Origin of the sequence: Streptomyces sp. NPDC048185, assembly GCF_043202495.1 — a bacterium.
GTDB lineage: Bacteria > Actinomycetota > Actinomycetes > Streptomycetales > Streptomycetaceae > Streptomyces.
The window spans coordinates 248,327-272,283 of sequence record NZ_JBIDAN010000011.1 but is presented as its reverse complement, the minus strand read 5'-3'; the positions used below and the strand labels follow the sequence as shown (position 1 = coordinate 272,283).

Annotated in this window: 16 protein-coding genes; 10 read left to right on the top strand and 6 right to left on the bottom strand. The window is 71.1% G+C overall.

Annotation, left to right across the window (positions count from 1 at the left end; all coding sequences use genetic code 11):
• Window positions 1-497: 497 nt before the first annotated feature.
• The 3 genes from ACGF3H_RS28825 to ACGF3H_RS28815 all read right to left on the bottom strand — a co-directional run bounded on the left by ACGF3H_RS28825 (window position 498) and on the right by ACGF3H_RS28815 (window position 3,904).
• Window positions 498-1,961 carry a catalase gene (locus tag ACGF3H_RS28825; protein WP_362500263.1) on the bottom strand — a complete coding sequence of 488 codons (1,464 nt, stop codon included), beginning with the start codon at window positions 1,959-1,961 and terminating at the stop codon, window positions 498-500.
• A gap of 174 nt (window positions 1,962-2,135) precedes the next feature.
• Window positions 2,136-3,026 carry a 2-hydroxy-3-oxopropionate reductase gene (locus ACGF3H_RS28820; protein ID WP_362500262.1) on the bottom strand — a complete coding sequence of 297 codons (891 nt, stop codon included), beginning with the start codon at window positions 3,024-3,026 and terminating at the stop codon, window positions 2,136-2,138.
• Window positions 3,027-3,064: 38 nt separating this feature from the next.
• Window positions 3,065-3,904, bottom strand: coding sequence for a TIM barrel protein (locus tag ACGF3H_RS28815; RefSeq protein ID WP_362500261.1), 840 nt, complete (start codon window positions 3,902-3,904; stop codon window positions 3,065-3,067).
• 141 nt (window positions 3,905-4,045) lie between these two features.
• Between ACGF3H_RS28815 and ACGF3H_RS28810 the strand changes: the two genes are divergently transcribed.
• The 8 genes from ACGF3H_RS28810 to ACGF3H_RS28775 all read left to right on the top strand — a co-directional run bounded on the left by ACGF3H_RS28810 (window position 4,046) and on the right by ACGF3H_RS28775 (window position 11,275).
• Complete coding sequence (locus tag ACGF3H_RS28810; RefSeq protein ID WP_362500260.1) at window positions 4,046-4,297, top strand: thiamine-binding protein; 252 nt, start codon at window positions 4,046-4,048, stop codon at window positions 4,295-4,297.
• Window positions 4,294-4,662, top strand: coding sequence for a helix-turn-helix domain-containing protein (locus tag ACGF3H_RS28805; protein WP_362500259.1), 369 nt, complete (start codon window positions 4,294-4,296; stop codon window positions 4,660-4,662). The genes ACGF3H_RS28810 and ACGF3H_RS28805 overlap by 4 nt, the downstream gene beginning before the upstream one ends.
• A 149-nt stretch (window positions 4,663-4,811) precedes the next feature.
• Entirely contained in the window at window positions 4,812-5,318 is a 507-nt protein-coding gene (uraD, locus tag ACGF3H_RS28800; RefSeq protein WP_362500258.1) for a 2-oxo-4-hydroxy-4-carboxy-5-ureidoimidazoline decarboxylase, read from the top strand.
• Window positions 5,319-5,366: 48 nt separating this feature from the next.
• Complete coding sequence (gene uraH, locus ACGF3H_RS28795; protein WP_362500257.1) at window positions 5,367-5,768, top strand: hydroxyisourate hydrolase; 402 nt, start codon at window positions 5,367-5,369, stop codon at window positions 5,766-5,768.
• A gap of 7 nt (window positions 5,769-5,775) precedes the next feature.
• Window positions 5,776-6,711, top strand: a complete 936-nt coding sequence (gene pucL / locus ACGF3H_RS28790; protein WP_362500256.1) for a factor-independent urate hydroxylase — start codon at window positions 5,776-5,778, stop codon at window positions 6,709-6,711.
• A 65-nt stretch (window positions 6,712-6,776) separates the two neighbouring features.
• Window positions 6,777-8,189 (top strand): nucleobase:cation symporter-2 family protein, encoded by a 1,413-nt coding sequence (locus tag ACGF3H_RS28785; protein ID WP_362500255.1) that lies wholly within the window; start codon window positions 6,777-6,779, stop codon window positions 8,187-8,189.
• A 68-nt stretch (window positions 8,190-8,257) separates the two neighbouring features.
• A complete protein-coding gene (locus ACGF3H_RS28780; protein WP_362500254.1) occupies window positions 8,258-9,646 on the top strand; it encodes an 8-oxoguanine deaminase in 1,389 nt (462 codons plus the stop codon).
• A 240-nt stretch (window positions 9,647-9,886) separates the two neighbouring features.
• Window positions 9,887-11,275 (top strand): nucleobase:cation symporter-2 family protein, encoded by a 1,389-nt coding sequence (locus ACGF3H_RS28775; RefSeq protein WP_362500253.1) that lies wholly within the window; start codon window positions 9,887-9,889, stop codon window positions 11,273-11,275.
• Window positions 11,276-11,443: 168 nt separating this feature from the next.
• Here ACGF3H_RS28775 and ACGF3H_RS28770 read toward each other — a convergent pair whose 3' ends face one another.
• The 3 genes from ACGF3H_RS28770 to ACGF3H_RS28760 are packed head-to-tail and all read right to left on the bottom strand — an operon-like array spanning window position 11,444 to window position 13,206.
• Complete coding sequence (locus tag ACGF3H_RS28770; RefSeq protein ID WP_362500252.1) at window positions 11,444-11,866, bottom strand: acyl-CoA thioesterase; 423 nt, start codon at window positions 11,864-11,866, stop codon at window positions 11,444-11,446.
• 53 nt (window positions 11,867-11,919) lie between these two features.
• Window positions 11,920-12,570, bottom strand: coding sequence for a hypothetical protein (locus tag ACGF3H_RS28765; protein ID WP_362500251.1), 651 nt, complete (start codon window positions 12,568-12,570; stop codon window positions 11,920-11,922).
• Between the two features lie 36 nt (window positions 12,571-12,606).
• Window positions 12,607-13,206, bottom strand: a complete 600-nt coding sequence (locus ACGF3H_RS28760; RefSeq protein WP_362500250.1) for a histidine phosphatase family protein — start codon at window positions 13,204-13,206, stop codon at window positions 12,607-12,609.
• A 235-nt stretch (window positions 13,207-13,441) separates the two neighbouring features.
• Here ACGF3H_RS28760 and ACGF3H_RS28755 point away from each other — a divergent pair, with 235 nt between their 5' ends.
• Both ACGF3H_RS28755 and ACGF3H_RS28750 read left to right on the top strand, forming a co-directional pair.
• A complete protein-coding gene (locus ACGF3H_RS28755) occupies window positions 13,442-17,239 on the top strand; it encodes a LamG domain-containing protein (RefSeq protein WP_362500249.1) in 3,798 nt (1,265 codons plus the stop codon).
• A 139-nt stretch (window positions 17,240-17,378) separates the two neighbouring features.
• Window positions 17,379-23,933, top strand: coding sequence for an RHS repeat-associated core domain-containing protein (locus ACGF3H_RS28750; protein WP_362500248.1), 6,555 nt, complete (start codon window positions 17,379-17,381; stop codon window positions 23,931-23,933).
• The last annotated feature ends 24 nt before the right edge of the window (window positions 23,934-23,957 follow it).

Below are 23,957 nucleotides of genomic sequence, written 5' to 3'. Positions count from 1 at the left end.
GGGCGGGGGGGGCCCCCCCCCCGCCCCCGCCCCCCGGGCCGCGGCCCCCCCCCCCCCCGGGCGGGGCGGGGGGGGGGGCGGGCCCCCGGGCCGGGGGGGGGGGGGCCCCCCCCCCCCCCCCCCGCTTCTCGGCCCGGTGAGGGTTTTGTGGGTGGGGAGGGTTTTTCCGGGTGGTTCCCGTCCGACGGCGCGAGGCTGGGCGCGACAGGTCGTTCGCGCCGCCGGACGGAGTCTGTGGGGCCTGACGGCTCGGAACGCCGTGCAGGCGAGTGGCTGGGACCGCGGCGGTTCACGACGGGACCGGGCGTCTCCTCCCCTCAGGTCGTAGGAGGAGCCCCGGGCCCTTCACCACCGCACTGGCTCGCGGGCCGCCGCGGTCCTGGCCCTGCCCGCGCCGGCACCGGGCGGCCACCCCTCATCCGGGCCGTTCCGATGCCTGCGCGGGCCGCGCACACGGTCTTGACCTCCCCGTCAAGTCCCGTGGGCGAGCTGGTGGATCAGTCCTCGCGCAGGGCGCGGACCGCCTCCTCCACGCGCTTGCCGTACTCCGTGTCGGCGGCGTGGAAGTGCGCGAGGTTCTTCTGGATCACGTCCTCGCGGGAGACCTGGGACAGGCCGCCGGCGAGGTTGGCGATCAGGCGCTTCTTCTCGTCCTCGGACATCAGGCGGTACAGCTCACCGGCCTGGAAGAAGTGGTCGTCCTTGGTGTGCAGCGGTGCCTCGTGGGTGCCGGTGTGGCCGGAGACCGCCAGCGGAGCGGCCAGCGGGCGGCCGGTCTCGACCGGGCCGTCGTACGAGTTCGGCTCGTAGTTCTTGGCGCCGCGGCCCTGGGAGTTGGACGCCATGAGGCCGTCGCGGCCGTAGTTGGCCGCGCCGCCGGGCACGGCCTTCGGGGCGTTCACCGCGAGCTGGGTGTGGTTGACGCCCAGGCGGTAGCGGTGCGCGTCCGCGTAGGCGAACAGGCGGCCCTGGAGCATCTTGTCGGGGGAGGGGCCGATGCCCGGCACGAAGTTGTTCGGGGAGAACGCGGCCTGCTCGACCTCGGCGAAGACGTTGTCCGGGTTGCGGTCCAGTACCAGCCGGCCCACGCGGCGCAGCGGGTAGTCGCCGTGCGGCCACACCTTGGTCACGTCGAACGGGTTGAAGCGGTAGTTCGCCGCCTCGGCCACCGGCATGAGCTGCACGTGCAGGGTCCAGGACGGGAACACGCCCCGCTCGATGGCCTGCACCAGGTCCGTCTGGTGCGAGGTCGGGTCCTCGCCCGCGAGCTTCGCCGCCTGCTCGGCGGTCAGGCAGCGGATGCCCTGGTCGGTCTTGAAGTGGTACTTGACGAAGTACGACTGGCCCTTGGCGTTCGTCCACTGGTAGGTGTGCGAGCCGAAGCCGTCCATGTGGCGGTAGGACGCCGGGATGCCGCGGTCGCCCATCAGCCAGGTGATCTGGTGGGTGGCCTCCGGGGCGTGCGCCCAGAAGTCGAAGACGTTGTCCGGCTCCTGGCGGCCCGTGAAGGGGTCGCGCTTCTGCGAGTGGATGAAATCCGGGAACTTGATCGGGTCCTTGATGAAGAACACCGGGGTGTTGTTGCCGACGAGGTCGTAGTTGCCCTCTTCGGTGTAGAACTTCACCGCGAAGCCGCGCGGGTCGCGGACCGCGTCCGCGCCGCCGAGCGAGTCGGCCACGGTGGAGAAGCGCAGGAAGACCTCGGTGCGCTTGCCGACGGTGCTCAGGAAGTCGGCGTGCGTGTAGTCGGTGACGTCGTCGGTCACCTCGAAGTGGCCGTAGGCGCCGGAGCCGCGGGCGTGCACCACGCGCTCCGGGATGCGCTCGCGGTTGAAGCGGGCGAGCTTCTCCAGCAGGTGCTGGTCCTGGATCAGGAGCGGCCCGCCGATGCCGGCGGAGGCGGAGTTCTGGTTGTCGGCGACCGGGGCGCCGGACTCTGTCGTGAGCACGCGCTGCGACATCGGGGACCTTCCGTGCGAGGGGTCAGCGGAAAGCTGTTTCCGCTTCGTGGAGCCTAAGTTTGGGGTGCGAGAACGTCAACAGTTTGTTGAAGTGGGTTCCGGGCGGCGCCGCCGCTCGGGCGCGACAGGACAGGTGTCAGCGGCGGCGCCGCCCGGAGGTCTCGGTGCGGTGCGTCAGACCTGGGCGCCGGAGAGGCGCTCCACGGCCCGCAGGAGGGCCGAATGGTCCAGGCCGCCGTCGCCCTGGGCGCGCAGGGACGCGACCAGCTGGGCGACCACGGCGCCGACCGGCAGGGCGGCACCGACGTTGCGGGCGGCGTCGGTGACGATGCCCATGTCCTTGTGGTGCAGGTCGATGCGGAAGCCCGGCTTGAAGTCACGGGCGAGGAAGTTGTCCTTCTTCCGCGTCAGCACGGTCGAGCCGGCCAGGCCGCCGTTGAGGACGTCGAGGGCGGCCTTCAGGTCCACGCCCGACTTCTCCAGGAAGACCACGGCCTCGGCGCACGCCTGGATGTTCACGGCGACGATGAGCTGGTTGGCGGCCTTCACGGTCTGGCCCGAGCCGTGCGGACCGCACAGCACGATGGTCTTGCCGAGGGCCTCGAGGATCGGCTTGGCCTCCTCGAAGTCGGCCTGCTCACCGCCGACCATGATGGACAGGACGGCCTCGATCGCGCCGGCCTCGCCGCCGGAGACGGGGGCGTCCAGGACGCGGATGCCCTTGTCCTTCGCGGCCTTGGCGAGGTCCACGGAGGTCTGCGGGGTGATCGAGGACATGTCGACCAGCAGCGCGCCGGACTTCGCGTTCTCCAGGATGCCGTCGGGGCCGTAGGCGATGGCCTCGACCTGCGGCGACGCGGGCACCATGGTGATGACGACGTCGGCGTCGCGCACGGCCTCGGCGATCGAGCCGGCCGAGGTGCCGCCGGCGGCGGACAGACGGTCCAGCTTCTCCTGCTCCAGCGTGAAGCCCGTGACCTGGTAACCCGCCTTGATCAGGTTCTCGGACATGGGGGAGCCCATGATGCCGAGGCCGATCCAGGCGATCTTGGGGAGCGTGCTCATGATGGGTGCCTCTCTGAAAAGTTCGTGCGGGGTGGCGCTCAGCGGGCCGCGCGGGCCTCGGCCGGCAGCCAGGCGAAGGAATCGGCGCTGGGGGCGTCGCCCGGCTTGTACTCCAGGCCGACCCAGCCGTCGTAGCCGGCCTTCCTCAGCTGGTCGAGCAGCTCCTCCAGCGGGAGGGAGCCCGTGCCCGGGGCGCCGCGGCCGGGGTTGTCGGCGATCTGGACGTGGCCGGTCTTCGCGGCGTACGCCTCGATCACCTGCGGGAGGTCCTCGCCGTTCATGGACAGGTGGTAGAGGTCCATGAGGAACTTGGCGTTGCCGAGTCCGGTGGCCTCGTTGACCTTGTCGACGACCTCGATCGCGGCCGGCGCCGACACCAGCGGGTACAGCGGCGACTCGGGCTTGTTGAGCGCCTCGATCAGCAGGACCGCGCCGATCCGGTCGGCGGCCCGGGCGGCGAGGACCAGGTTCTCCAGCGCGAGCCGGTCCTGCTCGGCCGGGTCCACGCCCTCGACGCGGTTGCCGTACAGGGCGTTGAGTGCCGTGCAGCCCAGCGACTTCGCGAAGCCGGCGGCCACGTCGATGTTGGCGCGGAAGCGGTCCGACTCCTCGCCGGGGACCGACAGGGCGCCGCGGTCGGGGCCGGGCAGCTGTCCGGCGTAGAAGTTCAGCCCGGTGAGCTGGACGCCCGCGTCCTCGATCGCCTTCTTCAGAGCGTCGAGCTCGGACTGCTCGGGGGTGGGGGAGTCGATCCAGGGCCACCACAGCTCGACCGCGGTGAAGCCGGCCGCGGCGGCGGCCGCGGGGCGCTCCAGGAGCGGGAGTTCCGTGAAGAGGATCGACAGGTTGACGTTGAAGCGCTGGTCTGCGAATCCCATCGGGTGCCGCGCTCCCTTCCGTTGCGAGGGTGTTTCCGTATGACGGAAGTTCGTTTCTGCTTAACGGAAGATTGCCGAAGTCGGGCGGAGCTTGTCAAGAGGGGGCGCCGGAAAACGGGCATGGCGCGTTAGGTTGACCGGGTGCGATTGAAAGTGGAGTTCACGACCGAACCCTTCGACCTCGACGAGGCGCCCGCCCACGCGGTCGTCGCCCGGGAGGTCGTCGAGGCCGCGGAGCTGGACGAGGTCGACGTCGGCCCGTTCGGCAACACCGCCGAGGGGCGTGCCGACGCGGTGCTCGACGCCGTGAACGCGCTGCTGCGCCGCTCCCTGGAGGCCGGCGCCACCCGGATCTCGCTCCAGGTCAACGTGGTCGAGGAGGGCGAGCGGTGACCGGCCCCGGCGAGGAGCCCTTCATCGCGGCCGTGAAGCCGCTGGTCGACGCCATCGGCGGCGAGATGCTCCCGCCGGACGAGGCGGGCCAGGACGACGTCGTGCTCGCCTGGGAGGGCGCCGACGTCGTCGCCGTGCGCCTGCCCCAGCTCGCCGACTCCCTGGACCACATCCTCGCCGCCATGGAACGCCGGCAGGGCAGGCCGCTGGCCGAACTCGACCGCAGGGCCAAGCAGGAGGTCGTGCGTACCCTGGAAGCGCGCGGCGCCTTCTCCGTGCGGCACGGCGTGGAGACCGTCGCGGGCGCGCTGGGCGTCAGCCGCTTCACCGTGTACAACTACCTCAACCGCGAGAAGGACTCCTGACCTGCGCGGGACCCCCGCGCGACAAGCCGCCGTCCGGTAACCGGGCGGCGGCTTTTGTTACCCCGAATTTTCAACAAAGTGTTGACGCGTTGTTTCCGAGGGCGTTAGCTATCGGCACGCCCGTTCAGCACAAGGCCACGGAGGCTCCCGTGACGTCCACTTCCGCGTCGGGCCTGGCCCGTTTCAACGCCCTCGAGGAGACCGCGGCGCTCGCGGAACTCCACGAGGCGTGTGCCTCCACGGCGTGGGCCCGGCAACTGATCACCGCCCGCCCCTTCACCACCCCCGAGGACCTCTATGCCGCGTCCGACGCCGCCATGGCCGAGCTGACCACGGCGGACCTCGAGGAGGCGATGGCCGGGCACCCGCCGATCGGCCGCCCCAAGCCCGGTGACCCCACCTCCTCCCGCGAGCAGGCGGGGATGGCCGGGGCCTCCGCGGACCTCAAGGCGGAGATGCTCGAACTGAACCTGGCCTACCAGGAGAAGTTCGGCCACGTGTTCCTCATCTGCGCCACCGGCCGGACCGGCGAGCAGATGCGGGACGCGGTCAAGGAGCGGATCGGCAACTCGCCCGAGCAGGAACGGGAGATCGTCCGCACCGAACTGGGGAAGATCAACCGTATCCGGCTGGCCCGGCTGCTCGACGCCGCCTGACCCGCCGCAAGCCGACCGACGTCGCTGCACACCGCAAGAGGACATCGCATGAGCACCGATACCACCGCTTCCGTGTCCACGCACATCCTGGACACCAGCGTCGGCCGCCCCGCCGAGGGCGTCGCCGTCCACCTCTCCGCCCGCGGCGGACCCGAGGCGGACTGGCAGGCGCTCGGCGGCTCCGCGACCGACGCGGACGGGCGGTGCAAGGACCTGCCGGCACTGCCGGAGGGCACCACACACGTACGCCTGGACTTCGAGACCGAGACGTACTTCGCCAAGAAACAAGCCGCGGCCCAGCAGGACGCCCCCGCGCTCCGGGACAGCGAGAACGGCCGGCCCGTGTTCTTCCCCGAGGTCACCATCACCTTCGCGGTGGTGCCCGGTGAGCACTACCACGTTCCGCTGCTGCTCAACCCGTTCGGCTACTCCGTTTACCGAGGGAGCTGACCGACACATGACCCGTTTCGTCCTGGGACAGAACCAGTACGGCAAGGCAGAGAACCGCGTCGTAAAGATCGTGCGTGACGGCGACACGCACCACATCAAGGACCTGAACGTCTCCGTCGCCCTCTCCGGCGACATGGAGGAGGTCCACCGCAGCGGTTCGAACGCGAACGTCCTGCCCACCGACACCACCAAGAACACGGTGTACGCCTTCGCCAAGGAGCACGGCATCGAGAGCGCCGAGGACTTCGGCGTCAAGCTCGCCCGCCACTTCGTGGACAACACCGACTCCATCTCCCGGGCCCGCATCCGCGTCGAGGAGTACGGCTGGGAGCGGATCGAGACCTCCAAGGGCGGCGCCCGCTTCGTCGGCTCCGAGGAGATCGCCCACTCCTTCGTCCGCAAGGGCCAGGAGACCCGCGTCGCGCAGATCACCTACGACGGCCACGGCATCCAGGTGCTCTCCGGGTTCAAGGACCTGACCGTCCTGAACACGACCAACTCCGAGTTCTGGGGCTACCTGAAGGACAAGTACACCACCCTCAAGGAGGACTACGACCGGATCCTCGCCACCACCGTCTCCACCTGGTGGCGGCACAACTGGGACGGCATCGACTCGCACGCCCCGGACTGGGACCGCTCGTACAACGGGGTGCGCAAGCACGCGCTCCAGGCGTTCGCCGAGACCTACTCGTACTCGCTCCAGCAGACCCTCTTCGAGATGGGTGTGCGGGTGCTGAACTCGCGCGACGAGGTCGACGAGATCCGCTTCTCCATGCCCAACAAGCACCACTTCCGCTCGGACCTGTCGCCCTTCGGGATCGACAACGAGGCCAAGGACGGGGCCGTGTACTACGCCGCCGACCGCCCCTACGGCCTCATCGAGGCCACCATCCTGCGCGACGGCGCCGAGCAACTCATCCCGGTCGACATGACCAACCTCTGACGCGGGACGCGCGCCACCGGCCCGGCCACCCGGGGCCGGTGGCGCGCCACACCGGAGGGAACACCATGGCACAGCCTGCAACGGAGCCGGCGAAAGGCTCCTGTTCCACCCCGCCGGAGCACATCGAGGACGCCGTCACGTCCGTGCACCCGGTGGACGAGAAGCTCCACCTCTCGCGGCTCGTCCCCGCCGCGCTCCAGCACATCGCCGCCATGTACGCGGGCGTTGTCACTCCTCCGCTCATCATCGGCCAGGCCGTCGGGCTCGACCTCGAGGCCCGTACCCGGCTCATCGCCGCCTCGCTGCTCATCGCGGGCGTCGCGACCCTGCTGCAGACCCTCGGCGTCAAGGGCTTCGTCGGCAACCGGCTGCCCTTCGTCAACGCCGCCTCCTCGGCCGGCATCGCACCGATCCTGGCCATCGCCGAGACCAACTCCAAGGGCGACCAACTCCCCGCCATCTACGGCGCGGTGATGGTCGCGGGCGTCTTCTGCCTGGCCGTCGGCCCCTTCTTCGGGCGGCTGCTCAGATTCTTCCCGCCGCTGGTCACCGGCGTGGTCATCACCCTGATCGGCGTCACGCTGATGCCCGTCCCGGTGGGCTGGGCCCAGGGCGGCGACGAGACCGCCGCCGACTTCGGCTCCATGAGCAACCTCGCGCTCGCCGCCTTCACCCTCGGCGTCATCCTCGTGATGCAGCGCTTCGGCCAGGGCTTCTTCAAGCAGGTCGCCCTGCTCTTCGGCCTGTTGATCGGCACCCTCGCCGCCATCCCCTTCGGCATGGCCGACTTCAGCGCGCTCAAGACCGCCCCGGTCGCCGCGCTGCCGACGCCCTTCGCCTTCGGCGCCCCCGACTTCCAGCCCGCGGCCATCCTGTCGCTGTGCATCGTGATGCTGGTCCTGATGACCGAGTCCAGCGCCGGCATGCTCGCCCTCGGCGAGATCTGCGACCGCCGCGCCGACGCCAAGGTCATCACCCGAGGCCTGCGCACCGACGGCCTCGCCACCCTCTTCGGCCCGGTCTTCGGCGGCTTCCCCACCTCCGCCTTCGCACAGAACGTCGGCGTCGTCTCCCTGACCCGGGTCCGCAGCCGCTACGTCGTCGCCGTCGCCGGCGCCACCCTGCTGGTCCTCGGTGTCTTCCCGGTCCTCGGCGCGGTCGTCTCCCTGGTCCCCATGCCGGTCCTCGGCGGCGCGGGCATCGTCCTCTTCGGCTCCATCGCCGTCAGCGGCATCCGCACGCTGTCCGAGGCCGGTCTGGACGACAGCTCCAACATCATCCTGGTCGCCGTGGCGCTCGGCGCGGGCATCATCCCGCTGGCCGCACCGACCTTCTACGCCGACTTCCCGGCCTGGGCGCAGACCGTGCTCGGCTCCGGCATCAGCGCCGGCGCGATCGTCGCGGTCACCCTCAACCTGTTCTTCCACCATCTCGGCACCCGGAGCCGCACTTCGGTTCCGGCACTCAAATCCTCCTAGGGTCCTGCCGTGCCCCCCTCGTGGGTACCCATACCGCCCACGGGCCGCACCGAAGACAAGGAAGCAGCATGGCAGCAGCATCGGCAGCCGAGCGCACGGTCATCGAGAACTGTGCGATCGCCACCGTGGACGCGGACGACACCGAGTACGCCTCCGGCCATGTGGTGATCGCGGGCAACCGGATCGAGTCCGTCGGCGCGGGACGGGCACCCCAGGGCCTGGAGGACGTGGTCCGCCGGATCGACGCGACCGGCCACCTGGCCACCCCCGGCCTGGTCAACACCCACCACCACTTCTACCAGTGGATCACCCGGGGCCTGGCCACCGACCACAACCTGTTCGACTGGCTGGTCGCGCTGTACCCGACCTGGGCGCGCATCGACGAGCCGATGGCGTACGCGGCGGCCCAGGGCTCGCTCGCGATGATGGCCCGCGGCGGTGTCACCACCGCCATGGACCACCACTACGTCTTCCCGCGGGGCTCCGGCGACCTGTCCGGCGCAATCATCCGTGCCGCCCGCGAAACGGGCGTCCGCTTCACCCTCGCCCGCGGCTCCATGGACCGCGGCGAGTCGGACGGCGGGCTGCCGCCGGACTTCGCGGTGGAGAGCCTGGACGACGCGCTCGCCGCCACCGAGGCCACCGTGCACGAGCACCACGACGCCTCCTTCGACGCGATGACCCAGGTCGCCGTCGCGCCCTGCTCGCCCTTCTCCGTCTCCACCGAACTGATGCGCCGAGGCGCCGAGCTGGCCAGGCGGCTCGGGGTGCGGCTGCACACCCACGGCTCGGAGACCGTGGAGGAGGAGAAGTTCTGCCACGAGCTGTTCGGCATGGGCCCGACCGACTACTTCGAGTCCACGGGCTGGCTCGGCGAGGACGTGTGGATGGCGCACTGCGTCCACATGAACGACTCGGACATCGCCGCCTTCGCCCGCACGGGGACCGGTGTCGCGCACTGCCCCTCCTCCAACGCGCGCCTCGCCGCCGGCATCGCCCGCGTCCCCGACATGCTCGCCGCCGGCGTCCCGGTCGGCCTCGGCGTCGACGGCACCGCCTCCAACGAGTCGGGCGAACTCCACACCGAACTGCGCAACGCCCTGCTCGTCAACCGCCTCGGCGCCCACCGCGAGGCCGCGCTGAACGCCCGCAAGGCACTGCGGCTGGGCACCTACGGCGGCGCGCAGGTCCTCGGCCGCGCCGCCGAGACCGGCTCCCTGGAGGCGGGCAAGCTCGCCGACCTGGTGCTGTGGCGGATGGACACGCTCGCCCACTCCTCGATCGCCGACCCGGTGACCGCCCTGGTCTTCGGCGCCGCCGCCCCGGTCACGGCCTCGTTCGTGGACGGCCGCCGGATCGTCGAGGACGGCCGGCTGCTCACCGTCGACGAGGACGCCATCGCCCGCTCCACGAGGAGCGAGGCGCAGCGGCTGGCGCGGATCGCCGCGCAGGGCTGAGCGCCGCACGACCGAACACCCAAGTTCTCCGGCTGGGAGGGACGGCTCCCGGCCGGTAGCCGTGGACCCGAGCGGGGTCCATGGCGGCCGTCTCCGGGGCGTGTGCCCATGCGCACGCCCCCGGAGCGGTCACCGTTTCCCGCAACCGGAACGGTCCGTCCCGGTCCCGCACGACCATATGCACCACCTCCCTGACAGATACGTCAATGCCGACGTGTAACCGACCGGAGGAACGCCGCCGTGGCCGACCACCCTGTTGACGAGAAACTCCCGCCACTCAAGATGGCGACGACCGGCCTGCAGCATGTGGCCGCGATGTACGCCGGAGTCGTAGCCCCGCCCCTGATCGTCGGCGCGGCCATCGGCCTCAGCGCCACCGAGCTCACCTTCCTGACCGGCGCCTGCCTGTTCACCGCGGGCCTCGCCACCTTCCTACAGACCCTCGGCATCTGGAAGATCGGAGCCCGTCTCCCCTTCGTCAACGGCGTCACCTTCGCCGGTGTCGCCCCCATGACCGCGGTCGTCGCCTCGACCGACGACAAGTCCGACGCGCTGCCGATCATCTTCGGCGCGGTCATCGTCGCCGGCCTGCTCGGCTTCCTGGCCGCACCCGTCTTCTGCAAGGCGATCCGCTTCTTCCCGCCGGTCGTCACCGGCACCGTGATCACCCTCATCGGCATATCCCTGCTCCCGGTCGCCTTCGGCTGGGCACAGGGCCCCAGTCCCACGGCCGACGACTACGGCTCGTCGACCAACCTGGGTCTGGCGGGGATCACACTCGTCATCGTCCTGCTCCTGCGTCGCTTCACCCGCGGCTTCGTGAAGCAGATCGCGGTGCTGCTCGGCCTGGTCGCGGGCACGCTCATCGCCATCCCGTTCGGTGTCACGGACTTCGGCCCGGTCGCGGACGCGGACGTCGTCGGCTTCCCGACGCCGTTCCACTTCGGCGCCCCGCAGTTCCAGGTCGCCGCGATCCTGTCGATGATCGTGGTGATGGTGGTCTCGATGACCGAGTCCACCGCCGACATGCTCGCCCTCGGTGAGATCGTGGAGCGGCCGGCGGACGAGAAGACCATCGCGGCCGGCCTGCGTGCCGACACCCTCGGCTCGGCGCTCAGCCCCATCTTCAACGGCTTCATGTGCAGCGCCTTCGCGCAGAACATCGGCCTGGTCGCGATGACGAAGATCCGCAGCCGCTTCGTGGTGGCCGCGGGCGGCGGCTTCCTGGTCCTGATGGGCCTGTGCCCGATGGCCGCCTCGCTGATCGCCGTCGTTCCCCGCCCGGTGCTGGGCGGCGCCGGCGTCGTCCTGTTCGGCTCGGTCGCGGCGAGCGGCATCCAGACCCTGGTCCGGGCGAGCCTGGACAAGGACAACAACGTCCTGATCGTGGCGGTCTCGCTGGCCGTCGGCATCATCCCGATCGCGGCGCCGGAGTTCTACCACGCCTTCCCGGAGAACGCGAAGATCATCCTGGACTCCGGCATCTCGACCGGCTGCGTGGCCGCCGTCCTGCTCAACCTGGTCTTCAACCACATCGGCGGCAAGGGCCGGGACGCGGAGGACGTGACCCACCCGATGGAGGCGGGGGAGGAGATCAGCGAAACCTCCCGCACCGCCGTCGCACCGTGACGACGGGTCCCGGGGCACCGGGGGTGTTAAGAAGGCCGGCGTTCCCCCTAGGGAACGCCGGCCTCACTGCTTCGCGGCGCCCGGAAGGGCGTACGCCGCCGCACCGCCCGCCGGATCGCGTCCCTCTCGCGCAGGTCTCGACGATCGACACGGCGCCCGGGGGGCGCGCTACGCTCCCAGCAGGGCGGGCTCGGAGGCCAGCTCCTCGAACCGCTGCCGCGGATCGGCCACCAGCCTGCGTTCGCGCAGGTCCATGAGCCCGCCGACCGCCTCGATCTCGGCCGCCACGGTGCCGTCGGCCTTGCGGACGGTCTGCCGGATCCGGAACGTCTTCCCCTCGCCCCACTCGAAGGCGCACGTCACCTCGACCTCGTCACCGGCGAGCAGCTCCCGCCGGAAGCGGATCGTCGTCTCCAGCGCCACGGGCCCGACCCCCCGGCCCACCAGGTCGGCCTGCTTCACGCCGGCCGCCTGGAGCAGCGACCAGCGGGCGTGCTCGGCGTAGTTGAGGTACACGGCCTGGTTCAGATGTCCCTGCGTATCGGTCTCGTACCCGCGGACGGTCACCGGAACGGAAAACGGCTCGCTCACCACAACTGCCTCTCCTCGTGGACGTACTGATCGCACGATCCTGACACGGGGCGTCACACCTTCCGCGGGGAGGCCAGCAGATAACGGGCCCGGGTACGCGGCTCGGTGTGCTCCCCGACCTGCCAGCCCGCCGCCTCCAGCGTCGCCGCGCAGGCCCTCAGCGCCGTGCCGTCGGCCTCGTGCACGGCGACGGCCTCCGGCTGCGGCGTCGCGCGCACCCGGTACCCGGCGTCGCCGGCCGGACCCGCGGGGCGGTGTCCGGCGGCCTCCAGGGCGAGCGCGGCGGCCCGCACGAGATGCGCCCACTCCCACCCGCACGGCAGGTCCGCGGACCCGTCGGAACGGGTCATCCGGCGCAGCTCCAGCAGCCCCTGCCAGGCCCCGCGCACCTCGCGCAGCCGTGCCGGCCCGGCACCGCCCGGTGTGTCCTCCTCACCGCCCACCCGCGCGGCGAACACGCCGTCGGCGGTGGCGGGCGCGGTGGGCGCGGCGGGCTCCGGCGCCGTCCCGGGCCCGGCGGGATCCTCGCGCATCCGGTGCCCGGCCGGCGTCAGGAAGTGGTCGTGCGGGGGCCGCGGATGCCGGAAGGCGAGGCCGCGCTTCACCAGCGCGGCGAGCTGCGTCTCGGTCCCCCGCAACCGTCCGGTGACGGGGTCGGCGGCGTCGATGACACGCCGCTGCGCGACGGTCGGCGGTCGTGTCACGGCGTCCCCTCTCCTCACCGGCGGCACCCTCGAACACTACGACGGGGGTCTGACATTCCACGCGGCGATCACCGGCCGGCCGTGCTCCGTGCCCAGTCGGCACAGGGTCCCCGTGCCCAGCTGGAACAACGCTCCGTGCGACGGCGGAAGCCCCAGGTGCCGGGCGGTGAGCACCCGCAGGAAGTGCCCGTGGGCCACGAGCACCACGCACCCCTCGGTGTTGGCGAACGCGGCCTCCACCCGGGCCAGCACCCGGTCGGCCCGCTCACCCACCTGCTCCGGGGACTCCCCGGGGTGGTCCGGCGGCCCGGGCGCGACGCCGTCCGTGAACAGGAACCAGTCCGGCCTGCTCCGCTGGATCTCGACCGTCGTGATCCCCTCGTACCCGCCGTAGTCCCACTCGTGCAGGTCGGGATCGACGCGCACCCCGTGCAGCCCGATCAGCTCGGCCGTCTCCCGCGCCCGCTGGGACGGGCTGACGAACGCGGCCCCGATCCGGTGCGACCGGATCAACGGCACGAGACCGCGTGCCTGTTCCCGCCCGTGCTCGGTCAGCGGGACGTCCGTCAGCCCGGTGTGCCGCCCGGACCGCGACCACTCGGTCTCGCCGTGCCGGACCAGAAAAAGATCACCCATCGACACCCACACCCTTCCCGCCGTGCTCGTCAGCACGGTGTCACACGTGGACCGCGACCCGCGGAACCGACTCGGCCGCGCGGTCACGCGGGGGGCCTGCCGCGAGGGGCGGCATGCGTCATTTTCTGTGCATGACGCACGAGTTGGCCGCGGCCTGTGATCACGAACACGCTTGCCGTGGGAGGTGGAACGCTATTTACTGACGCGGCCATTGTGAAGATTGCATGAGAATTTAATGGGGGGCGCACGAGTGCGCTGGGACAACTCCGCCGGAAGAGACCGGCACAGACGGATCGTCAGTCGGACCGGGCTGACAGCCGGACTCACCTCGGTGGCCCTCGTGGCCTCCTTGTCGGCGTTCACCGTGCCCGCCGCCGCGGCTCCCGCGGCCCCGACGGCCCCGACTGCGGCGACCTCGGCCGCCTCGGACGCCGGGATCGACCACGCCACGGCCGCCCGGCGCGCCGCGGCCAGTGGCGAGCAGGTGGAGGTCACCGGTGAGCGCACCGAGTACTCCACCACCACGGCCAATCCGGACGGCACCTTCACCCTCGTGCAGTCCGCGGTCCCGCAGCGGGCCAAGGGCGACGACGGCTCCTGGCGTGCCGTGGACGCCACGCTGGAGCGCAGGCCGGACGGCACCGTCGGGCCCAGGGCCGCCGTGGTCGACCTGGCCTTCTCCGGCGGCGGCGACGGCTCGGGCCTGATCCGCCTGGCCAACGACGAGGGCAGCCTGCACCTCGACTGGCCCGGCACTCTGCCCGAGCCCCGGCTGGAAGGCGCCAAGGCCGTCTACCCCGAGGTGCTCGACGGCGTGGACCTGGAGCTGACCGCCACCGCCGAGGGTTACCGCGAGGTCCTCGTCGTCAAGACCGCCCAGGCCGCCGCCGACCCGGCCCTGGAGCAGATCGAGCTGACCGCCTCCACCACCGACCTGCGGCTGATGCCCGGCGCCGGCGGCGGCGTGCGCGCCGTCGACACCGACGGCAACACCGTCTTCAAGGGCCCGGCCGGCCAGATGTGGGACTCCGCGGGCCAGGACGAGCGTCCCGGCACCGACGGCGTGCGCACCCAGCTTACCACCGCCGCCGCCGCCACCGGCGGCGAGATTCCCGACCCGGTCGAGGAGGGCACCCAGCCCGGCGCGGGCGACAACAGCGCCGTCATGCCCGTCCAGGTCGACGCCGACAGCGTCACCGTCGAGCCGGACCTCGGGCTGCTGCGCGGCGAGGACACCGTCTACCCCGTCTACATCGACCCCTCGGTCGGCCTCGGCGTGTCCGAGCGCACCGTACTGTCGTCCGACGGCGACAAGTTCTGGCAGTTCAACGGCGACTACGGCGTCGGCCGGTGCAGCGTCTCGGGCCCGTACTACTGCGGCAGCAACTACACGAACCGCATGTACTTCGAGTTCTCGCCGTCCAAGCTCGCCGGCAAGTACGTCCTCGACGCCACCTTCCGCGCCTACGAGACCTGGTCGTTCAGCTGCTCCGCCAAGTGGGTGGACCTGGAGCGCACCAACAACATCTCGGAGGGCACCCGGTGGCCCGGCCCGACGCAGCTGGACCAGATGGGCGACCGGTACGTCTCGGCCGGCCGCGGCAGCCAGTGCAGCCCCGACCAGCCCGACCAGTGGATCGAGTTCAACGACAACCCGGACGAGACCGACGAGAACCTCGCCTCCACGGTGCGCAGCTTCGCCGACGGCAAGATCAGCCGGCTCACGCTGATGCTGCGGGCCAAGGACGAGTCCGACCCCGAGGCGTGGAAGCGGTTCGACGACAACGCCGAACTGAAGGTGACCTACGCCTTCAAGCCCGGCGTGCCCACCAGCGTCGGCGTGATCCCCGGCGACGGCACCACCGCCTACTGCCGGACGTCCTCCTCCGACCCGCTGATCGTCACCCGCATCGACCCCATGGTGCAGTCCCGGGTGCAGACCCAGGTCGAGCACCACATGGGCGACGAAGAGGGCTCCCTCCAGGCCGAGTTCGTCGTCGAGCGCGGTGACGACGCGGCCTGGCACCAGGTGTGGTCCGGCTATCGGCCCGACTCCGGCTGGGACCCCGACGAGACGCTTGAGAAGATGCGCACCTCCAACCGGGCGGACGGCGGCCTGTACCGGCTGCGCTCGCGCACCCAGTCGCACTGGTCGTACAGCGGCAAGTCCGGCGACCTGTTCTCCTCGTACTCCTCGTGGTGCTACTTCAAGATCGACTCGACGGCGCCCAAGGCCCCGGTCGTCACCTCGGTCTCGCCGTACACCCAGTGCACCGCCAACCTGTGCGAAGGCAAGGGCGGCCCGGGTGTGGCCGGTTCCTTCACCTTCAAGCCCAACGCCGCCGACACCGACATCACCGGCTACCGCTGGCGGCTGCTGACCACCTCGGCCAAGGAGGCCAAGGCGGTCACCGGCAAGTCGGTCACCGTGTCCGACGTGACACCGTCACTGGCAGGCACCCAGGTGCTGTCCGTCGAGGCCAAGGACGTCCGCAACCGCTGGGGCGCCCCGTCGGAGTTCAGCTTCAAGGTCGCCCCCGCGGCCGGTGCCACCGGCACGTGGCACTTCGACGACGCCCTGCCCGGATCGGGTGTGACGACCGCCAAGGACACCGCCGTCGAGGGCACCCGGCACGACGCCACCCTCTACACCGGGGGCGCGGGCTGGTCCACGCTGGCCCGGCGCGGCGACGCCGACTCCTCGCTGTACCTCAACGACACGTCGGACACGACACCGCAGGCGGGCTACGCCGCGACCGCGGCCCCGGCCGTGAACACCAGGGACTCCTTCACCGTCTCGGCGTGGGCCTACCTGACCGACACCTCCCAGACCCGGGTGGTGATGGCGGCCCCCGGCACCTACGGTTCGGCGTTCACGCTGTACTACTCGGCCTCGTACAAGAAGTGGGTCTTCAACCGGACCGCCGGGGACGTCAAGGACAAGCCGGTCTACCTCCGGTCGCTCGGTGACGCCACCAACCCGCCGCTGAAGGTGTGGACGCACCTGGCCGCCGTGTTCGACACGAAGAACGACGCCGACAAGGCGAACGACACCATCCAGCTCTTCGTCAACGGCCGCCCGCAGGGCAAGCCCGTCGTGCTCAACACCGTGTCGACCGCGTACCAGCCCTGGGTCTCCTCCGGCGGTCTGCAGATCGGCCGCTCCCTGGTCGGAGGCGTCTACGGCGAACACTTCCGCGGCCGTGTCGACGAGGTGAACGCCTGGCAGCGCGTGCTGACCCCGGACGAGATCACCCAGCAGGCGCAGCTCCTGGAGGAGGGCGTGCCGGCCAACGAACTCGTCGCGCAGTGGGACGCCGCGTCGTCCACCGGCACCACGGTCAAGGAGCTGTCCTCCTACCCCGCGCCGAGCCTGACGCTGTCGGCGTCCGGGGCGGTGCTGGACGAGGAGAACAACGCCCTCGTCCTGGACGGCACTGCGGGTTATGCCTCCGCGACCGGCCCGGTCGTCGACGAGACCGGCTCCTTCACGGTGTCCGCCCGCGTCCAGCTGGACTCGGCCGGGCTCGCCTCGAAGCCGGTCGGCTACAAGGCCCTGGTCGCCGGGCAGCAGGCGAGCGCCGGTGAGTCCTCATGGGCGCTGTGGGCGGTGAAGCCCGCCGACGGCGTCTACCAGTGGAAGTTCACCCGCACCGCCGTCGGCGCCGACGGCAAGGTCACCCAGTCCGCCGAGGTGCCGGGCGGCGACATCGCCGAGACCGACACCTGGGTGCAGGTCACCGGCGTGTTCGACGCCCAGGAGTCCTGGGAGTGGACGGACCCGGCCGACCCGGCGAAGACGGAGACCCGCTACGGCAGACTCCACCTCTTCGTCGGCGAGTTCGACCAGCCGTCGGAGACCGCGTCCGGGTTCACCACCCCCCAGTACGGCACCGGGGCCCTGACCGTGGGCCGCGGCAGCCAGGGCGGCACCACCGGGCACCACCTGCCCGGCGCCCTGGAGGAACTGCGCGTGTGGACCGGCGCGATGAGCGCCGACCAGGTCCGGTCGCAGATCCTCGGCGGCGTCTGAACGGCGCCCTTCCCTTCCTGAGCCGGTCCGGGGGTGCGGTCACCCGCGCCCCCGGACCGGCTCGCTCCGTCCTTCGCGGAGCGGCGCCCGCCTTCGGCGCCGCGTCCCTTCGACGTTTCCTTCTCGGACAAGGAATCCCATGAGACACCAACCCCTGGGGGTCCCCCGCGCGGGGACCGGACCCGGCCCCGATCGGCGCCGGGCGGTACGTCCCTGGCTGCGCCGCGTCAGCGCGGTCGTCGGCATCACCCTGCTGCCCGGCCTGCTCGCCCCCGCCGCCACCGCCGACGACGTGGACCCCCTCGGCAGGCCCGAGCTGTCCACGCCGAGCGCGCAGCAGGTGGCGCCCTTCGAGGCGAAGCTGGACGCCCGGACCGCGGCCGTCGTGCGCGACGCCGCCCGCGCCGACCAGACGGCCGCCGGCCGTGCCGTCAAGGACCAGTCCCGCGGCACCACGTGGCCCACCGGCGGCTCGGCCCGCCTGACCGCCTCCGGCACCAGGACCGCCGAGGCAGCCCCCGGCCGGCTGCCCGTCACCCTCGCCCCGCCGGCGGCGAAGAAGGCCAGGCGCGCCGACAGCGTCAAGGTCGACGTCCTCGACCAGAAGGCCGCCGGCGCCCTCGGCGTCAAGGGCGTCGTCCTGAAGGTCACCGGCCCCGCCGGCGGCGGAGCGGCCCGCCTCGGCATCGACTACTCGGCGTTCGCCTCCGCCTACGGCGGCGACTGGGCCGGCCGCCTCCAGCTGCTGCGCCTGCCCGACTGCACCGCCGGTGCCGCCGCCTGTCCGCCCGCGACGCCGGTGAAGTTCACGAACGAGCGCGGCGACGAACGGCTCACCGCCGACCTCGCCTTCGCCCCCGAGGCGGCCTCCGGGCAGACCATGACCCTCGCCCTGGCGGCCGGCACGGCCTCCGCAGACGGCGACTACAAGGCGACGCCGCTCGCGGCCTCCTCGACCTGGGAGGCCGGCGGCAGCTCCGGCTCGTTCACCTGGTCCTACCCGCTGAAGGCGCCCGAGCCCGCCGCCGGCGAGGCCCCCAAGCTGGAGATCTCCTACGACTCCGGCAGCGTCGACGGCCGCACCTCCACCAGCAACAACCAGGGCACCGAGGTCGGCGAGGGCTTCGACATCACCTCGTCCTTCATCGAGCGCAAGTACGGCTCGTGCACCGACGACGGGCAGAAGGACCGGCACGACCTGTGCTGGAAGTACGACAACGCCTCCCTCGTCCTCAACGGCAAGGCCACCGAGCTGGTCAAGGACGACACCACCGGCCAGTGGCGGCTGAAGAACGACGACGCCTCCAAGGTCACCCACTCCACCGGCGCGGACAACGGCGACGACAACGGCGAGTACTGGACCGTCACCACCGGCGACGGCACCCGTTTCGTGTTCGGCCTGAACAAGCTCGACGGCGCCGCCGCCGACGTCCGCACCAAGTCGGTGTGGACCGTGCCGGTCTTCGGCGACGACGAGGGCGAGCCCGGCTACGCCGACGGAACGGGCTTCACCTCGCGCGACAAGAAGCAGGCGTGGCGGTGGAACCTCGACTACGCCGAGGACACCCACGGCAACGCCACGACCTACTGGTACGAGGACGAGACCAACAACTACGACAAGCTCGGTGACGACAACACCGGCACGTCCTACATCCGCGGCGGCTATCTGAAGGAGATCCGCTACGGGCAGCGGGCCGGTGCCCTCTTCTCCGGCACCCCCCAGGCCTCGCACAGGATCGTGTTCGGTCACGACGAGCGCTGCCTGGCCTCCGGCACCGGCTGCGACGCGCTGACCGAGGACACCCGGGACAACTGGCCCGACGTGCCGTTCGACCGGATCTGCAAGGACGGCGACAAGTGCCCGTACCTGGACAGCCCGTCGTTCTTCACCCGCAAGATGCTGACCTCGGTCAGCACCTACGCGTGGGACGCCGCGGCGGCCACCCCCGCCTTCTCGCCGGTCGACACCTGGACCCTCAAGCACCTCTACCTCGACCCGGGCGACACCGGTGACTCCACCGACCAGTCGCTGTGGCTGGACGAGATCAAGCACACCGGCAAGCGGGGGACCGACCTCTCCCTGGACGCGGTGAAGTTCTCCCACGTCTTCATGCCCAACCGGGTGGACAGCCCCAGCGACGACATCCTCTCCTTCGAGCGGCCCCGTCTGAAGACCGTCGTCTCCGAGACCGGCGCGCAGACGATCGTCGACTACCTGCCCGCGGACTGCGTGGCCGGGCAGACCATGCCCAAGGCGGACGAGAACACCAAGCGCTGCTTCCCGGTGTACTGGTCGCCCTACGGCCAGGAGGAGCCGATCCTCGACTGGTTCCAGAAGTACCCCGTCAGCTCCGTGCGCACCACCGACCCGCTGGGCGGCTCCGAGGCCGTGCAGCACACCTACGAGTACTCCGGCGGCGGTGCCTGGCACTACAACGACGACCCGCTGACCCCCGCCAAGGAGCGCACCTGGTCCCAGTGGCGCGGCTACGGCAAGGTCACCCACTACACCGGGCCGTCCGACGGCACCCGGGCCAAGACGGTCACCGTGTACCTGCGCGGCATGGACGGCGACCGGCTCCTCGGCAGCGACGGCAAGACCCCCGACCCGGACCGGCGCAGGAAGGTGGAGGTCGCCGGCGTCACCGCCCCGGCCGTCACCGACTCCGACCAACTCGCCGGCTTCCAGCGCGAGAGCGTCGCCTACGACGGCGACAAGGAGGTCTCCGGCACCGTCAACGACCCCTGGTCCAAGCGGACGGCGACCCAGCACAAGTCGTACGCCGACACCGAGGCGTACTACGTGCGGGTGGGCGCCTCGCACGCCCGCACCCGCGTCACCAGCCGCCTCACCCCCTACGACCGGGTGCGCACCACCCGGACGAGCTACGACGACTACGGCATGCCGGTGTCGGCGGAGGACCTCGGCGACGACTCCGTCACCGGCGACGAGAAGTGCACCCGCACCTGGTACGCGCGCAACGACGCCGCGGGGCTGACCGCGCTGGTCTCCCGCACCCGGATCGTCGGCCGGGCCTGCTCGGTCACCGACTCCGCCCTGGACCTGCCGGCGGACGCCACGCGCCCCGGCGACGTCGTCTCTGACAAGGCCACCGCCTACGACACGACCACCTGGTCCGCCAGCCAGAAACCCATTAAGGGCGACGCTCGCTGGGCCGGCCGCGCCAAGGGCTACGGCAGCGACGACCAGCCGCTGTGGCAGATGACGGCCGTCACCGACTACGACACGCTGGGCCGCCCGGTCCAGGTGAAGAACACCAGCAACGTCGTCACCTCCAAGACCGAGTACCAGCCGCCCGCGGCCGGTCCCCTGACCTCGACGGCGGTCGTCAACGCCAAGGGGCACCGGACCACCACGGTCAAGGACTTCGGGCTGGGCGTGGACCTGAAGGTCACCGACGCCAACGGCAAGGTGACGGAGACCGCCTACGACAGCCTCGGCCGCGTCACCTCCGTGTGGCTGCCGAACCGCTCCCGCGCGCTCGGCAAGACCGCCAACTACGTCTACGGCTACAGCGTGAAGTCCACGTCCCTGCCGTGGGTCTCCAGCGCCACCCTGAACGGTGACGGCTCCGGCTACAACACCACGTACGAGATCTACGACTCGCTGCTGCGCACCCGGCAGGTGCAGGCGCCCTCGGCGCAGGGCGGCCGGATCATCGCGCAGACCCTGTACGACGGCCGTGGCCTGCCGGTCACCGCGCAGTCGGACATCTGGGACGACACCGCGGCCCCGTCCGGCAAGATCGTGCAGATCGACGGCGGCCAGGCGCCCCGGCAGACCGACAGCGTCTACGACGGCATGGGCCGCGTCACCAAGGCGGTCACCAAGAGCTACGGCGTCACCGAGTGGGCTGTCGACACCACCTACCAGGGCGATCTGGTTCTCACCAGCGCCCCGGAGGGCGGCTCGGCCAACGCGGTCGTCACCGACGCGTTCGGACGGACCGTCGAGCGCCGTGACTACGCGGGCACCCGCCCGGCCGGCACGGACTACATGACCACCCGGTACGCCTTCGACGCCGCCGACCGGCAGAAGTCGATCACCGCGCACGATCAGTCGGCGTGGACGTACACGTACGACCTCTTCGGCCGCCAGGTCTCCGTCACCGACCCCGACAAGGGCACGACGGTCACCCAGCACAACGAGATCGACCAGGCGGTGAAGTCCACCGACGGCCGGGGCGAGGTGCTGCTGTTCGAGTACGACGTGCTCGGCCGCAAGACCGGCATGTGGCAGACGTCGAAGACCGACGCGAACAAGCTGGCGGCCTGGACCTTCGACACCCTCGCCAAGGGCCAGCAGGACACGGCCGTGCGCTACGAGGGCGGCCTGACCGGCAAGGCCTACACCCAGGAGGTCACCCGCTACGACGCCCTGTACAAGGTCACCAACAACGAGCTCACCCTCCCCGCGGACGACCCTCTGGTCGCGGCCGGCGTGCCCGCCAAGCTGGCCTTCTCCACGGGCTACAACCTCGACGGCACCGTCAAGCAGGCCGCCGCGCCCGCGGTGGCCGGCCTGTCCTCCGAGACCGTGTCCTACACCTACGACGAGCTCGGCCAGGTGCTGACCGCCAAGGGCACCACCGGCTACCTCCAGCAGGCGGCCTACTCGCCCCTCGGCGACCTGCGCCAGATGACGCTGGCCACCGACCCGGCCGGCGCCAAGAAGGTGTACCTCAACAACGACTACGAGGCCGGCACCCGCCGCCTCACCCGGTCGTACGTCACCGACGACGTCCACGGCTTCATGCTCCAGGAGCTGAAGTACCAGCAGGACGACGCCGGCAACATCACCTCCGTCTCCGACGCCACCACCCTCGGCGGCACCGGCAAGGCGGACCACCAGTGCTTCACCTACGACGGCTACCGCCGGCTGAGCGAGGCCTGGACTCCCAAGACCGCCGACTGCGCCACGTCCGGCCGCACCGTGGCCAACCTCGGCGGGGCGGCGCCGTACTGGACGAGCTACCAGTACAACGACTCGGGGCTGCGCTCCAAGCAGACCGAGCACAGCGCGTCGGGCGACGTCACCACCGAGTACAAGTACGGCACGGCCGAGGGCCGGCCGCGCGCCCTGTCCTCCACGGTGACCGGCACCAAGACCGCGTCGTACACCTACGACGAGACCGGCAACACCGAGACCCGGCCCGGGGTGCAGGCCACCCAGACCCTGGACTGGAACGCCGAGGGCGGCCTCGCCACCGCGAGCGAGCCGGCCGCGGCCGGGAAGCCGGCCACCGGCACCGCCTACGTCTACGACGCCGGCGGCGAGCTGCTCATCCGCCGCCCCACCACCAAGGACGGCGAGACCGTCCTGTACCTGGGCACCACCGAGGTCCACCTCAAGGTGAGCGGCAACGGTGCGACCAAGGCGCTCTCCGGCGCCCGCACCTACAAGGCGGGCTCGGCCGTCATCGGCGTCCGCACCTCCACCGCGGGTGTCTCCGGCACGAAGCTCACCTTCCTCGCCGGTGACCACCACGGCACCTCGGGGCTGGCGGTCGACGCCGGCACGCTGGCGTTCGTCAAGCGCTGGTCGACGCCGTTCGGCGCCCCGCGCGGCACGGCCTCCGGCGCCTGGCCCGACGACAAGGGCTTCCTGGGCAAGCCGGCGGACACCACGACCGGCCTCACCCAGCTCGGCGCCCGCCAGTACGACCCGGGTACGGGCAGGTTCCTCAGCGTCGACCCGCTGCTCGAGCCGGACAAGCCCAACACCCTCAACGGCTACGCGTACGCCAGCAACAGCCCCGTGACCAACTCCGACCCGAGCGGTACCAGCGACGGTCTCGGCGGTCTCCTCGGCCTCATCGGGGCGATCGTCGGCGGTGTCGTGGGTGCGGTGCTCGGCGTGGTCGGCGCCGCGATCACCGCTGCCGGCGGTGGCGGCGGCGGTGGCTGGGGCGGTACGGCCCCGACCTCGTCCGGTGGCTGGACCCAGCCGCCGGTCAATCAGTGGACGCCGGGCGCGACCTACAACTACATCACCAAGTCTTGGGACCTGCCCTTCAACCCGCCCACCCAGAGCCTGGAGGAGATGCTCGCCTCCATGCCGGACTGGGGCATCGTCAGCGACCCCAAGGCCGCCAACCGCTGGGAGACCTCGCGTTCCCTGTTCATGGGCTGGCTGTGGGGCGGCGGCTACCCGCTGCGCGAGCACCAGGACTTCCGCGGCGGTGACGCCTTCACGTCCATCCTGGCCCAGGACGGGACCATCTCCGGCATGCGGGCAAAGATGGTCGGCCAGGCCCGCAAGGGCACGAAGGGGGCCTTCGCCAAGGAGGTCGAGTTCATGTACGAGGACAAGGGTCCCGAGCCCGGTCACCCCTGGTACGCGTTCAAGTTCAACACCGTGCGCGGCATCGCGAACGACGTCGCCGGCGTGCTGACCAACGGTGCCATAGGCACCAGCAACCAGGCCGACGCCTTCCTGGGCACCTACACCGCCACGGCCAAGATCAGCTCGATCAACAAGAAGAAGGGTTCGGTCACCCTCAAGTTCACCGCCTACAACACCTCTGACTGGCGGTCCGCGACCCACGCGATCCCGCGCTCGTGGAACCCCGCGTTCGAGGACACCTTCGGGGCGGCGGTCCGCGAGGACTTCTCGTGGGAGGAGAAGTGGCCCATCAACGAGTGCGTGAACTACTCGGAGTGGCTGGAGTAGCACCACCGCGCCCGTGACAGACAC